The 16,928-nt window shown below is 56.2% G+C and carries 1 protein-coding gene (running past one end of the window); it reads right to left on the reverse strand.

What is annotated here, in order from left to right:
• Positions 1-16,928 carry part of the coding region annotated (locus FJ146_09640; protein MBM4252221.1) for a hypothetical protein on the reverse strand (this coding region is incomplete at its 3' end). 28,227 nt of the annotated region lie beyond the right edge of the window, so 16,928 of the 45,155 annotated nt are shown.

The following is a 16,928-nucleotide window of genomic DNA, read 5'->3' on the forward strand; positions in this document are numbered from 1 at the left end:
ATGCCGACGTTGCCGGTAGCCAACATCGTCATCACTGGTGTGGAACGAACACTGCCCGGAGTGTAGTAATCGACAGCGTCGGTGGTCCCCCAGTATGTCCTAATTAAATTATTAGTGCCTCCCACCCAGTTGGTGTTGGGAGACACCCTTATCCCACTTCCGTATGGGAACGCTATATTTCCATTCACTTCCAGTTTGTCTCCAGGGGACCCCGTCCCAATCCCGACGTTGCCGCCTGGTAAAATCGTAGCTGCTACAGAGCCACCGTTGAAAAATCGGAGATTATTGTCGTAATTATCAATACGCCAAGTTGTGGATCTAGTCCCACCTGGAAGCAAAGCTAACTCGCCTCCCTCTGCAGTGGCGTCCTGATTCCGCAGGTTAAGAGTACCGGTGCCTGTGTACATTGACCCCGACACATCCAGGCTGCCGCTTGGCACAGTAGAACCGATCCCGACGTTGCCAGAGGTAGCAGCAATCGTAATGCCCTTTGCACCCGAGCTCTGCAACTGCAATGCACCAGCATCGTTGCGCAGCGTACCAGTATTGGTGCCGCCGTCGGCTGACCGAGTTGAGGAGTTGAGGAACAGATTCATGTTAGCTACAGTGTCGTTAGCAACGCGGAAAATTGTGTACGCACTGGCACCAGTATTGGCGTTGTTGACTTTGGCACCGACTTCGCCGTTAGTGTTGCCGTAGACATGCAACGAGTTACCCGGGGCATTAGTGCCAATCCCAATGCTACCTGCAGTATCCATCGATAAGTACGAGGGGCTAAAGGACGTATCGGTAGCAGTACCACCGCCGAAACCGAAGGTGTTAGAGTTAGGCAAGTAACCAAGTGAGACAACTCGGTTACCGTTGCGGATGAAGGCAGCCTGTTGCCCAGCGGTGGGAGCCCTTGTGATTTGCAGAGCTTGCCCGTAGTTTGTCGGATCGTTCGTTCCATCTGTGGTAATAGATAATTTAGCTGCAGCTGAAGTCGAGCCGATCCCGACATTGCCTGTGCTTCTAGCAATCGCAATACCCAGTTTCTCAGTGCCATTTTCGTTACCCGAGAGTCTGAGAGTATCGCTGACCTCGTCGTACTTAATTTTGGCTCCGTAACTACTGGAGGCCTCCTGGAATTCGATCCCTTTGTAACCTCCTGACGGCACAAAGAGAGACAGCAATTCAGTCGGTGCAGTTGTTCCAACCCCGACGTTGCCGTTGGTATCAATTCGGACTCGACCAGTATTGTTAGTAAGTAGGTCAAGAGGGTGAGCTGTATAGGAACCAACAAAAAATGTGTTTGCATTAACAGCGAGATCGCCGCCAACAGAGCCGTTGCGTAACCTGTACCGGGTGTCGGTGGTCCCGGAAGTCATTAGGTCAAGCTGAGTAGTTGGCGCCGTAGTCCCAATCCCGACGTTACCACCCGTCGTGATCCGCATCTTCTCAGTGTTACTTCCACCATTCACCCGGGTGTTAAACGCCAGGTCAAACCCGTAATCACCAGCGGTCGCATTGGTCTTGAATGCGTGGATCGTTGCCGCTTCGGTCGGTGTCGTACCGGTGTAGTTACCCATAAACTCGATACCACCACCAACACCGGCAGCCATGGACGTGGTGTCTTGCACGGCTAGGCCTACAGAGTAAGGCGAGGTCTTGGAGTCTTTGACTGAGGCAATGTGAAGTTTTTCGCCAGGTGAGCCAGTGTTGATACCTAGGTTACCCGCAGCTGTGAAGGCAAATCTGTTAGTACCGCCACTTTCTAGCTTCATCAAATAAGACCCTGCATCTGTCGCCGCAGTCTTAACAAGTAGGCCGTTACGGTTAGTTGCCGTTGCATCTGTATTGGAAATACCGAGAGAGTATCCTGCCCCGTTTGTTGCCCAGGTCAGACCACCAATGGCATTCACTGGCGAGCTTGCAGCATCGGACACTGCAGTGGATGTATTAGCAAGTAAGCTTGGCGTCGATGTCACACCAATACCGACGTTACCTGACGAGTAGCTCAAGGTGTTAGAACTGTTGGTCCACCCAGTGCTCCAAGTCAGCGTACCAGCGTTGTTGGTCAGTACAGCGTTAGTGCCAGCGTTGCTTGCGGGCCAGGTGTAGGTCTGGCCTTTGATAGCCTTGATGTCACCCGTAGAGTCGACCTGGAATTGGGACGTGGAGCCGACGCTGAACAACCTGGCTGGGGCGGTGGTGCCGATACCGACGTTTCCATCTTTCGCCATATAGACTCTGGTGTCGTAGGTGCCATTGTTATCAAAATCATTCGAGAAACTTAGGCCGTAACCACCAGTGCCAAGACGCCACTCTGCCGTATCAATATCGCCGATCTCAACCGTCGTAGCACCGCTGGTGCTACCTAGCCTGACGCTGCCAGCCACGTCTAGTTTGTAGAGAGGATTGTTCGTCCCAATGCCTACGTTACCACCAGACTGCTGCATCACTACCGCACCAGTCGTACCACCCACTACCCCAGCACCACCGTTGAGGGTCAAGCTGCCGCCGTTAGCAAGTGTCGCACCAGTTGCGTTACCGCCGCGGACGGTCACGCTACCACCGTGCGTGCTGCTGCCACCCTCACCACCACGCACGGTGACTGCACCTGAAGTGCCGGTCGAGCTAGTACCGCCGGCGATGGTGACAGCACCACCAGTAGCAGCACCAGTGGCGCCTGCACCCTGGATAGTCAGAGCAGCACCAGCTGTGGATGCCGTAGTGCTGTCAGCTACCTTGATGGTGCGAGCCGACTCTTTTGACAGTGTGATGTCGCCATTAACTTCAAGCGCTGTCGATGGGTTGGTGGTACCGATACCGAATTTACCAGCCGACGTGAAGGTAAACCGATTGGTACCACCACTCTCCATTTTCAAGAGGTATGATCCTGCATCAGTAGCTGCGGTCTTAAGGAGCATACCGTTGCGGTTGGCGGCAGTGGCGTCGTTGTTGGCGATCGTGGCGGCATAATTGGCACCATTGACGGCCCAGGTCACACCGTTAGCATTGGCGCCAATCGAAGCGGCGTCGCTCACCGCGGTGCCAGTATTGGCTAGCAGTGAGTAGGGACTATTAGTCCCGATACCAACAGAGCCACCTTGGTAGATCAAGTTGCTACCCGAGCTTACCCACTGGTTAGACCAGCTGAGGCCCCCGCTGCCGTTATTGGTCAGTACGGTGTTAACACCACCAGCTGCGACCGGCCAGGTGTAGGTCACACCACGGACCTTAGCCAAGTCACCATTGGCATCTACTTGGAACTGTGCAGAACCCGTGCCGATACTAAGCAGCTGGCCTGGAGTTGTGGTGCCGATACCGACGTTACCTACAGTGCTTAGCTGTCCATCAACATGGAATCTCGTAAAGTAGCTGTTAGTACCACCACCGTATGCGCTCGGTTTACGAGCTGAACTTGCACCAGCGCTTTCAAGGTAGAGCACGTTGGTACCGGTTGGATCCAAGCGGAATTGAGGACCACCACTGCCGTAGCGGTGGAAGCCCAATGTCGGTGCTGAAGTAGTGACCGTGGCATTATTGTTCACGATCTCGATACTGTTTGTGGTGAACGCTGCGTTCATCCAGGAGTAGCCGGCTGCACCGGTGTTGCCGTAAGCTGCCCAGGACTGGCCCGCAAGATTACTTGTACCAATAAGGTCGAGTTTGTATCCGGGATTAGTCGTTCCGATACCGACGTTGCCGCTGGCACCATCAATCGTCATCTTTGCGTTGGATGAGGATGGAGTCGCACCCGACGAGTTCGCTGTAAAATACATCTTATTGCTGCCGCCCAAATCAGCCGCAATGCCTAGCCTTTCTGAGGTGCAACACGCTTCCGTGAAATCCAAGTAAGTAATACCACCGGTTGCCGCCATCATCCGGATGTTTCCCGACGTACCGAGGTCTAGGCGCTCAGCTGGAGCCGTAGTCCCAATCCCCACGTTACCCGCCGCAGTAATGCGCATACGCTCGTTTCTCACGGCAGCGGCTGACGTCGTATCAAAGGCCAAGTAACCGGCTTCGGCCGATGTCGTTGCATTCTCGATACCACCGCCGATGAAGGCGTATTCTGTACGAGTGCCGGCAGCATTTTTCTGATCGAAGGTATACCCAGCCTCGTCCCCAACTGCCGCCGCGGTCGCACCTTTGCGTTTGAAGGCAGTGATGATACCAAACGTCCCTGCGCCTGTGGCATCTGAGATACCGGTGATAATCCCGGCATTACCCGTAGTGGTCACAACTTCAAGAGCCCTAGCCGGTGTGGTCGTACCGATACCTAGGTTACCGTTACTATCGAGTACCATTTTAGCCAAAGAATCAGTATACCACTTGTAACCGCCATCCGAGTTGAACCACATGTTGCTAGGTTCAACACCAAGCGAGTAGTCAGATGCACCCACGGTACCAGAGGTACCTGATAATTGGATGCGCTGACCGGTACTGTTGGTACCAGGTACTGCAGCAGTTACACCACCCATGAAGATATCTGCATTGGCGGCAAGTGCGATGTTGCCGTTGACGTCCAGTTTCTGCGACGGCGTTGCAGAGCCGATACCGACGTTACCGCTTTGGAACAAATTGACGTTAGAGCCTGAAGTAGTCCATGGCCAGGCACTGATACAGTTAGCGCTACCACCGAGACAGATGGATCCGTTGACGTCTAGTTTGCCGGCTGGGGCGGTGGAGCCGATACCGACGTTGCCGGCACTATCGATCATTAATCGCGTAAGGTTTGAGGTACCAAGTATCAGATTTGATGTATATTCATTAACGAGATTTAATTGATTTGAAGAATCTAGACCGACACGCCCCTGAACAACTGCACCGTCTTGAGAAAACCGCAAAGTTGGAACATCAGTTTCAGTCACATTATCGGTATCAGCTTCAAGAAGTAAGCTAACGCTTCCTGTACCTGACACGTGAAGATTGGACGTAGGATTAGTCGTTCCAATCCCGATGTTACCACCCTGCTTAATGATCATGTCAGTGGTCCAAGTACTTGGATTAGTTAAACCCGAGCTAGCATGCATAAATCGGATATCACGATCAGCGCCGTTGAATGCGTAGATGTACAGGTCATCATCGCCAGCCGTAGCGCTCATACCACCTGCACCGATACCAAAGTTCGCGTCGTTCATGTAGATTCGACTGTGTTTTGTATAGGTCACATCGCCGAATGCACCGTCCAGGAACATAGACGCGTTACTAGAGCCCTCGGTACCTAGTTGCAGGTTGTAAGATGGGTTGGTGGTTCCAATTCCGACATTGCCACTCACTGCGAGTCCGTTAGCTGGACCTGCAGTTGCGGCTGAGTAGCCAATAGCAGCGTTACCATTAACCTGGAGTTTGGATCCTGGCGACGTTGTTCCGATCCCGACGTTGCCGCTTAACGTCGTCGTGCCCTGAACGTGGAACCCGTCCCACACAGCTAAACCGGTATTGCCGCTGCCATTGGGATCAAGTGTTGTCCAGCCAGCCGTCGCTGTACCAACTTTGTCACCGGCACTGAAGCGAAGCTCAGTGGTTCCGTCGGTGATTTTTGCGGTCGAGGCGCTGACACCACCCGTACCTTGGACATGCAACTTGGCAGTCGGGTTGTTGGTACCGATCCCGACATTGCCAGTGTTGTAGTAGATGTCGTTGGTGTTGACCGAAGTCCACTTGGACGACAGGTAGGTAGTCCAGCTTAGGTTACCGGAGCCGTCGTTCATCAGTAGCTGATTCGAGCTGCCCTGAGCAGATGGCCAGACGTAAGGAACGTTGTTTACTCTCGAAAGGTTACCTGTTGAGCTCACTTGGAATTGTGAGCTAGAACCGACAGCTAGCATGTTTGTGGGGTTAGTGTTGCCAATACCGACGTTGCCGCTGTTTAGAATTGTCAAACGATCATCGTAACCTGCCGTCGCATTACCGGTCGCGAATACAAGACTACCAGTGTTTGTACTTACTGCTTTTTCGTAGATGCGAGCACCGCGCTCGGATGTCGAGTGCAAGAAGCTGATGGCAGCACCATCACCCGCGCTTGATACGCCTCCTGTACCTACTGCAAGGTTTAATGAAGCGGCTTGTGCACCTGTCGTGGAATTGACTTGAAGCGTCGATCCTGGCACCGTTGTCCCCACACCGACGTTACCACCCGTAAACGTCGCAGCGTAGTTTGTGGTACCACCACTGACGTTGACGTTTAGACCAGTGTTGATAGCGCCAGCACCGTTCCAAGTACCTGTGCTTTGAATGTTGACGCCGGTCTTGTTGATGGAGGCTGTGCTCGAGGTGTTGGAGATGTTGAATGACGCGCCAGTAACCGCGGTAGTTTCTGCAGTCGCTTCAGAGACTTGCAAGAGCGAGGTCGGACTCGTGGTACCGATACCAACGTTGCCGTCGCCATTGAGCACCATCTTGGAACTACCGCCGTAACGGAAGTCTAGGTACCTAGATGACACGCCGCCCGTCGTGAAGTCTACGTAAGGAGACGATGTAGACGCATCATATGCGACGTCTAAGTATCGACCGCTCAAAGTATTGTGCTCCAAGCGGAGTGTTGCGGGCGCACCGGTCACATGGAGTTTTGTCGTTGGCGCTGTAGTCCCAATCCCGACGTTTCCATCTTTCGCCATATAGACTCTGGTGTCGTAGGTGCCATTGTTATCAAAATCGTTCGAGAAACTTAGGCCGTAACCACCAGTGCCAAGACGCCACTCCGCCGTATCGATATCGCCGATCTCAACCGTCGTAGCACCGCTGGTGCTACCTAGCCTGACGCTGCCAGCCACGTCTAGTTTGTAGAGGGGATTGTTCGTCCCAATGCCGACGTTACCACCAGACTGCTGCATCACTATCGCACCGGTCGTGCCGCCTGCCACTCCAGCACCACCTCTGAGGGTCAGACTACCGCCGTTGGCAAGTGTCGCACCAGTTGCGTCACCGCCGCGTACGGTCGCGCTACCACCGTGGGTGCTACTGCCGCCCTCACCACCGCGCACCAGGACCGCTCCGGAAGTCCCGGTATCGCTCGCACCAGCGGCGATGGTGACAGCACCACCAGTAGCAGCGCCAGTGGCGGCTGCACCCTGGATAGTCAGAGCGGCACCAGCAGTGGATGCTGTGGTGCTGTCAGCTACCTTGATGGTCCTAGCCGTCTCTTTCGACAGTGTAATGTCGCCGTTTACTTCTAGTGCCGTCGATGGGTTGGTGGTACCGATACCGAATTTACCAGCCGACGTGAAGGTAAACCGATTGGTACCACCACTCTCCATTTTCAAGAGGTACGATCCTGCATCAGTAGCTGCGGTCTTTAGGAGCATACCGTTGCGATTGGTGGCAGTGGCATCATTGTTGGCGATGGTTGCAGCGTAGTTAGCACCATTAACAGCCCAGGTCAGACCGTTTGCATTGGCCCCAATCGAAACGGCGTCGCTCACTGCGGTGCCAGTGTTGGCGAGCAGTGAGTAGGGACTATTGGTCCCGATACCAACAGAGCCACCTTGATAAATCAAGTTGCTGCCAGAGGTTACCCATTGTGAAGTCCAGCTGAGGCTGCCGCTGCCGTTGTTGGTTAACACAGTATTGGCAGCACCTGCGGCCACCGGCCAGGTGTAGGTCACACCACGGACTTTGACCAAGTCACCGTTGGCATCAACCTGCAACTGGTTGGCACCGGTACCGATGCTCAGTAGCTGGCCAGGGGTGGAGGTACCGATACCGACGTTGCCGGTTTTAAACACAGCTGCGTAGTTATTTGTGGCACCCGTCTGAGCGTCGACAAACAAGCTGTAGCTGTTTGTCCCACCACCCAGAGCTGTCGAGCCGATGCCCAGGGCGACCGAGTTAGTGATGGTGTCGTTGGTGCCTTTTTTCGGTGAGCCAGCTAGGTACAGAGAGTAGCCGTTGGTGGTCGTGACTGTTGTGTTAGTAGACGCCAAGGTCGGGGCAGCAATAGCGTTAAAGGCCATGTTGGCTGCGGTACCCGATGCAGCCGTAGCGCTGTCAGTGAAGGTTGGACCTGCGAGGCCGATATAGGCACCGGTCAGACTTGGTGTACCAGACTTAGCACCGCTGACGTCGAAAAGGGAGCCAGGAGCGGTGGTGTTGATACCGACGTTGCCAGAGGTATTGATCATCATTCGTGGTGTATTCAACGGCGACGAATAGACCAGCGGTCCAGTGGATTGGAATACCAATGGGCTCCCAGTTACGCCGTTCCAGGTCCCGTTGATTTGGCCGAAGTAACTATTCGCTCCTCCGTTAGTAAACAACTGAACAACTGCATTGCCACCTGCCAAAGTATTTTCGAAGCGAATCATATCGCCCGCAGTGCTAGTTGATACATGAAGCGGTAAAGCCGGTATCGTCGTTCCTATCCCGACGTTGCCGTTCGTCTTGACCGTTAATTGAGCGCCACCACTGTTTGTGTAGAGGCCGAAATCATGATTGCTCAAAGTGCCGATAAATCCTCCGCGAGCGGAGTCTGCCCATGTAGAAACAATAACTCCGTTGGCGGTCTGTCTGATCCCTGAGACATTGTTAGCAGTGGCAACGTCCAATAATGAAGCCGGCGTCGTCGTCCCAATCCCCACATTACCCGTCGGCGTGATCGCCATCACACTGGCCATCGTATTTGCCGTGCTGCTGGTCGCAGTGGTAGGCGCGGTTTGGAATAAGATCGTACCAGAACCACCAGTACCAGTGCCGTTACCTGCAGTTACCGTCAGGTCTTTACCTTTTTTGTCGGTACCGGTGATATTGGCTGCCCGCACCGTACCACCCGTGGCACTCGCGGTGGCTTCGTTAGTGCCTGCGATCACTGTGGGTGTGATCAGGTTGGTAGCATTGATGCTGTTAAAGGTGGGCGATGCCGTCGTGCGGATGTCTTGTGCCGTGTCGAGCGACAGGGTACCAGCACCTAATGTGTACGTAACACCTTGGTAGGTACCTTGACCCAGGGTAGCTGGTACGGGAGCTGCACCCGTCGATCCCACCAGCACCTGACCATTGGTCATCGCTGCCGTCGAGGTCGGTGCTCCACCGGCACCACCACCTAGGACGATACCGCGCTGGGTCAAGAGACCAGACGATAGCATCGTACTCGTTGAATTGAAGTAAGGCATACCACCCGAGGTACCCGTGGTGAGGCCAGTACCACCGCTTACTACTGGCAGGGTGCCGGTCACGGCATTAGCTGTCTGCGACAAATCGATTGCGCCGAATGATGGAGCGCCACCAGCATTGGGCACTCGTAGCACTTGGGCGCTCGTACCAGCTACCGTGCTGTTGAGTGTGTTCGTGCCGTTACCAAGCATGACGCCGTTAGTAGTAAACGTGCCAGCACCGGTACCGCCGTTGGTTACTGCCAGTAAACCGTTCACGGCCGAGGTCGATGCCAAGTTAACCGCACCGAAGGTCGGCGTACCACCAGCACCGGCTTGCAGCACTTGGTACTGCGTGCCTGCAGCAGTGACGCCGACGTTGCTCGTACCGTTACCGTAGGTGATACCGTTAGGAGTGATCGTCGTGAGACCTGTACCACCCTGACCCACTGGGACTGTGTTTAGTGTCATGGTGTTGCCACTGATACTCAGAGGCGCGTTAGCTACTAAGTTGGTGGTCGTGCTAGACGCAGTGAGGATACGTGAGTAAGCGCTACCGTTTTCTGACAGCATCATGCGGTTGCCAGTCGAGTCAAAGTAGATCTCACCCTGACCCGCAGGGCTCACTGCTGGTGCCGTCACACCACGAGCGATGATGGCACCGTTCATGTCGATCAGAGCACCTGGGTTGGTGACACCGATACCGACGTTACCGTCGTTCATGATGCGCATACGCTCTGCAGGTGGTGCGTTGTTAGCAGTCGATAATACCAACGCGCCTTTGTACGAAGCATCCGTGATGTCGGTGATGATACCGCCGACGCCTGCCACGTTAGTGAGGCCGGTGCCCGTACGGTTAGCTGCGTAGACCGTTTGCGCACCAGAGTTATTGGCTGCTGCGACAGTGTTTTGCATCCGTTCTACAACTTGCAGACCTGCACCCGAGGTAGCAACGTCTAATTTATAGGTCGCTGTCGTCGTACCGAGGCCGATGTTGCCGGAGACTGCTAGACCGTTGCTTGGAGCAGCTGTCGATGTCGCGTAGCCGACCGCGGCGCCGCCGTTAACCTGCAGAGCAGATCCTGCTACGGTCGTCGCGATACCGACGTTGCCAGAGACCGCGAGACCGTTGGTTGGTGCCACCGTTGATGCGCTGTAACCAACCGCTGCACCACCGTTAATTTGCAGTTTAGAGCCGGCCGTCGTCGTACCGATGGCCACGTTACCAGAGACTGCCACACCGTCAGTGGGTGCCGTCGTTGCCGTTGCGTAACCAACCGCTGCACCACCGTTAATTTGCAGTTTTGATCCCGCATCAGTGGTACCAATGCCCACGTTGCCAGAGACGGCGAGTCCGTTGGCTGGACCAGTCGTAGCTGTCGCGTAACCGAGAGCGGTAGCACCATTGACTTGCAGTTTCGAGCCTGCACCCGTCGTGCCGATGCCGACGTTGCCCGACACTGCCAAGCCGTTAACTGGTGCAGTGGTCGCCGCCGCGTAACCAACCGCTGCACCACCGTTAACTTGCAGTTTCGATCCTGGTCCCGTCGTACCGATGCCGACGTTACCGTCGCCCAGGATGATCATCTTCACATCGGGCGTACCATCGGTGGAGCCCGAGGCACCGCTGGTCGCGGTCGAGAAAGTGATCGCTGACGATCCCGTACCGGTGGAGTAACCAGAGGCGAGGGCCAGCGTGCCACCATTTTGGTTAGACACACCGGAGGCTGCACCGCCAGCATTGATACTCAAGCTTGCGCCACCCGCACCGCTCGTATTGCGGTCCACTTGCAGGACGCGCGGACCGTTACCGCCGAAGCTCAAGTCAGCAGTCGGCGACGCTGTACCGATGCCTAGGTACAGGAGCGAGTTGATACCTTGGTTGTTGAAGTTGGAGGCAGCCGTGGCGATAAAGCTCGTCGCTCTCACCACCCCGTTAACATCGAGCTTGTAACCAGGTGAATTAGATCCGATGCCGACATTACCAGCGATGATCATGCCGTCGGCAGGCGCATTGTCGGTGCCGTAAGCTGAGCCAACCGATACACCGCCACCGACGCTCAGTTTCGATACTGGGCTGGAGATACCGATGCCGACGTTGCCAGCATTTTTGATCGTCATCGCTGCCTGTGGGCTAGCGGCAGCTCCCGTGCCACTTGTGTTTTGTGACGCGGTCTTAAAGCTGATGTCACCACTACTAAACTGAATCGTATTACCGTAGCCGTCGGCGCCGTAGCGGAATGCCGATCCGTTCCAGTATAAGTTGTCGCTAATCAACGTATTATTGTTTGCAACACCCTGGAGCATCATGCCGGCAGCTTCGATCGTCGGGTATGACGACGTGCCAGCTAGTTCCAGGGAGGCACTTGGTTGCGTCGATCCAACACCAACATTACCAGCGTTGGTGATCGTTACGCGTGTTGCCAGCGTTGCCTGAGTTGAGCCCGACAGCAGCGGTGAGGCGGTTTGGAAGCTGATGTCTCCCGAGCCACCAGTGCCCGTGCCTACACCGGCAGCGATGGTTACGGTGCCGCCTTTTTTATCCAAAGTGCCGGTAGCTACGTTGGACGAGCGTAGCGTACCACCAGCAGCGCTGGCGCTATTGTCACCCGTACCGACCATAGTCGTGCCTGCATTGAGCAAGGCAAAAGTCGGGCTTGCTGAGGTTTTAAGATCCTGGGCTGTATCAAGGGTAATGGTGCCACTGGCATTAGTGACGACAACACTGTTAGTGCTGCCCTGCGTCAAGGTACCCAGGGTATAACCCGTGCCGTTACCAATGAGGAGCTGTCCACTCGTGGGTAAAGATCCAAGTCCAGTACCGCCTCGCGTCACATCCAAAGTGCCGCTTGCTATGGCCGATGCCGGAAGTGGAGGAATATCGGCCACGTCGAGTGTCGTACCCATGTAGGCACGGCCTTTAGCGTCCACGGCTACTTTGGTGTAGGTACCACCACCAACTCCCGTAGCAGTTAGCGTTGGACCTGGGTAGTTGCCTGTGAGATCACCGCTGGCAGCGCCAGTGAGTTGCGACGGCATCCAAGCCAGCGAGCCGGACCCGTTGGTGGTCAGCACTTGGTTAGAGGTACCATCGTTGACAGGTAAGACATAGGTAACTGAGGTGCCAAGTAATGCCGGCGCCTTGAGCGACAGCGTATTGATGTTGCCGTCGGTTAAGGTGATTTTGCTGTTGTTGTTGACAACGATGTCGTTACCAGAATTGACGGTGCCAGTGGTCGTGATATTGCCGTTGGCATTGATGGATCCACTCGCGATGGTGCCCGTAGTTGCTACGATGGTGGACCCACCAATCGTGCCGGAGTTCATGACACTGGCCGTGATCGTTTTGTTGCTGAGTGCCTCGGCAGCGTCGCGCGTGACTACTACCCCGCTGGTGGGGAACGTTGCAGTCGAATTGACACCAGTACCACCAAAGGCCGTCGGTAGCTGACCAGTCACCGCACCACTGGTGCCTAGGCTTAGCGCGCTGAATACGGGTGCGCCACCACTCACTGTGAGTACTTGACCATTGTTACCCGTAGCCGTGGTTACCGGGCCAGTGCCGCCACCGATGACAACGCCACCGGCAGCTAGGTTGCTGACACCTGTACCACCGACGCTGACGTCGAGAGCACCGCTGGTGATGGCCGATGCAGATAGAGGTGGGATATCGCCCGGTACCAGCGTGCTAGCCATGTAAACGCGGCCTTTAGTATCGACCGCTACTTTGGTAAACGTTCCGTTGTTTACACCCGTAGTCGTGAGCGTGGGGTTAGGATAATTACCAGTGAGATCACCACCACCCGCAGCACCGGTTGGCGTCGCCCCAGTGACCCAGCTCAGGTTACCGACGCTATCCGTGGTCAGGAGCTGACCGTTGCCACCGTACATAGTCGGCAGGGTAAAGGTGATATCGGACGGTGATGTCAGACTCGGAGCACGCAGCGAGACCGATCCTGAGTTGGCGTCGGTGTTAAAGACTAATTTGTTGGCAGATACCCCAGAGCCACGGATGGTGACGTCACCGCCCGTGGTCACGGTAGATTGAGTGTTGATCGAGCCGGTGGTGTCGATGACCGAGTTACCGCCAATGAGTGAGGCACCGCTCACCGTACTGGCGGTGACAAGCACCTGAGACAGAGTTTTGTTCGTCAGTGTCGCCGTACCGGCTTCAGTCACGATGGTACCGGTGACCGGGTAGACAGCATTGGATGCTGTACCGGTACCACCCAGGGATGACGGCAGGATACCAGTCACCGCACCGCTAGCACCGAGATTAAGAGCACTAAACGATGGAGTGCCGCCAGCCGCAGGTATCGTCAGCACTTGGTTGGCAGATCCAACCGCAGTAGCTCTCAGACCACTCGCGCCAGAGCCGATGACGACACCGTCGTTAGTGAGGCTCGCAACACCCGTACCACCTTGAGCCACAGCCAAGGTTCCAGAGGTTACGATATCGGCTGAGATTTGCGGGATATCGGAGCCCACAAGTGTGGTGGCCGCAACGACACGTCCTTTGGTATCGACCGTAACTTTGGTGAAGATACCGCCAGCGCCGAGGACCGTAGCCAGGCTTGGGTTAGGATAGTTGCCAGCAAGGTCGCCGCCAGCGACGCCGGTAGGTGTGATGCCGCTCGTCCAAGCCAGCGTGCCAGAACCATTAGTGATCAGGAACTGACCTGATGTGCCCACACTTGCAGGCAGCGTCAGCACCATCGATTGGCTCGGTGCATCGGGTGCCTTGATGCCCACATAGTTGAGGTTATCGGCACCTTTGAGGACTAACTTGTTGGTGCTGGCACCGTTGCCGTTGATGGTGACATCGCCCGTGGCCGTCATCGTGGAGGTAGTCGTGATCGAACCAGCGGTGCTGATGACGGTGCTGCCACCGATAAGTGAAGCGCCTTCCACCGTGCTGCCACTGATCACCGAGGCGGTGATCGTTTTGGTGGTTAAAGTCTCCGCCGCCTCACGAGTCACCACCGTGCCAGTCGTTGGGAAGGTGGCCGTGCCACTCACTCCAGTACCGCCACGTTGGGTTGCCAGAGTTCCTGTCACCGAAGCGCTCGCGCCGAGGTCAATTTGCCCAAATTCAGGACCGGAGCTTCCGACGCGCAGCACTTGGTTTAGCGTACCCGGTGCCGTCTGGGTGAGTGCAGCGCTGCCGCCACCACCGAGAATGACGGCACCTGCGCTAAAGCTAGAACCACCGGTACCACCGTTGGCGACACTGAGTTCGCCAGTGGTAATTTTGCTCGCAGGTAGCGCAGGCACATCAGCTACGACGAGCGAGGTCGCACTCGTGACACGACCTTTGATGTCGACAGTAACCTTGGTGTACTCGCCGAACGGGACACCCGACGGAGCTAGTTCGGGGTTTGGATAGCTACCTGCCAGATCGCCTCCGGCAGCACCGACTGGCATCGTACCCGCCGACCAGCCAAGGGAGCCTGCACCATTAACGGTGAGCACTTGACCACTGGCTCCGGCGTCAGCTGGCAGTACCAAGTCAAGCGAGCCTGCTAGCGTGTCCGGCGCGCGCAGCGCTACGTAGTTGGTCGCACCTTTGTCATTCAACATCAGTTTATTAGCAGCAGTGCCCGATCCTTCGACTATCAAGTTACCCTGAGCCGTCACGCTGGCGGAGCTGCGGATCGCGCCGGTAGTATTAATCACCGTCGAACCTGTGATGAGGGACGCACCTGATACCGTGCCAGAGCTCAAGACAGAGGCCGTTAAAGTCTTGGTGTTTAGTGTCTCAGTCGCTTCCCGTGTGACCACGGTGCCGCTGGTTGGGTAGGTAGCGGTCGATGCCACACCCGTACCACCTAGCGATGTCGGTAACGTTCCCGTCACAGCCGCAGCACTCGACAAATTGACAGCACCGAAGGTAGGCGACCCACCTAGCGTCGGGACGACGAGCACCTGGCCAGGGCTACCTGCAGCTGAGTTGATCGTACCGGCACCGTTGCCGATGAGCACTGCGTTACTAGGCACACTCGACACACCGAGCCCACCGTTGTCCATACCAAAGACACCGGTGATCGACGTTGTCGGCAGAGTTGGGATGTCGCTCACCGCAAGCGAAGTCCCGAAGATGGCCCTACCCTTCTCGTCGACGGCGAGTTTGGTGTAGGTGCCAGCAACCACAGAGGTGGCCGCTAGGACTGGGTTTGGATAATTACCAGTGAGGTCACCACCAGCGGCACCGCCTGGCGTCGCACCCGATGTCCAGGTCAAAGTGCCAGTACCGTTGGTCGCTAGCACTTGACCAGCGCTACCGTAAGACCCGGGTAGCGTTAAAGTGATCGACTGTGTCGGGTTATCGGCCGCACGGAGAGCTACAAAGTTATTGTTGTTGGCACTGTTCAGGACGAGGTTATTGCGCGCGCTACCTGTGCCGCGGATGGTGACGTCACCGGTGGTCGCCAGTGTCGCGGTCGTATCGATCGCACCCGAGGTTGCGATTACAGTAGGACCAGTGATCAAACTCGCACCGTCGATGGTACTGGCGTTGACCAGGGCGCCTTGTAATGTTTTGTTGTTTAGAGTCTCGGTGGCATCGAGAGTCACAATGGTACCGGACGCAGGATACACGGCTGACGACGAGATCCCGGTACCACCGTTGCTGCTCGCCAGGATGCCAGTGACCGCGCCGGCAGACCCGAGTTTTACTGCACCAAACACCGGTCCGGTTGGTCCTACGGTCAACAGCTGATCGACACTTCCGGCAGCCGTCGCCGTAACCGCACCTGTGCCTGCACCGATGAGCACGCCTTTGTCTGTGAAGGTGGTTGCACCCGTACCACCAACCGTGACGTCAACAACACCTGATTGAATCACCGAGCCAGCAAGCGGTGGGATATCGCCAGCCGTGAGCGTCGTCCCGGCAGTGACGCGGCCTTTGGTGTCCACCGTCACTTTGGTAAAGGCACCGCCACTTGCCAGGATGTTGGCAAGTGTTGGGCTTGGATAGCTACCAGTGAGGTCACCACCTGCGCTGCCAGACGGAATACCACCTGCGACCCAACTCAAATTGCCCGAGCCGTCGGTCTGCAGGAGTTGACCCGAGCTGCCACTCGAGGCTGGTAGTGTGAGGGTGTAGGAGGCGCCGAGCGTGTTCGGAGACTTCACGTTCACAGCGTTGGTGCTGCCACTGTCGTTAAGCACCAAGCTACGTGCCGCAGTGCCGTCACCGATGACGGTGAGGTTGCCACTGACGTACTGAGCACCAGAGCGCACCGTGCCAGTGGTGTCGATCGTCGTGGTGCCACCAATCACTGACGCGCCGTTGATGGTCGCAGTGGTGATCAGCGGTGAGGTCAGTTGTTTGTTGGTCAGGGTCGCTGCACCACTTTCAGTAACGATGGTGCCGGCCGTAGGATAAACAGCCGTTGAACTCGTGCCGGTACCACCCATGGTGCCAGGCAGGATGCCGACAACCGCCGCTGGGCTAGCCAAGTTGAGGGCGCCAAAGATTGGGGCGCTGCCGTCAGCAGGCACCGAGAGGACTTGGTAGGCTGTGCCGACTGCCGTCGTCTTGACCGTACCAGTGCCGTTACCGAGCATGACGCCATTAGTGGTGAGTGTAGTCACGCCTGTGCCACCAACACTGACGGGCAACGTGCCCGAAGTGATCACACTGGCAGCTAAGTTTGGAATATCAGCAGCCGTCAGGTTACTGCCTAAGGTGACGCGACCTTTAGCATCGACGCTCACTTTCGTGTACTCACCCACCAAGACGCCAGTGCCCACGAGTGTTGGGCTTGGGTAGTTGCCAGTAAGGTCGCCACTTGCCGCACCGGATGGAGGCACGGACGATGCCCAACCCAAAGATCCCGAGGCGTTTACGGT

This window comes from Deltaproteobacteria bacterium (assembly GCA_016874735.1).
GTDB lineage: Bacteria > Bdellovibrionota_B > Oligoflexia > Oligoflexales > CAIYRB01 > CAIYRB01.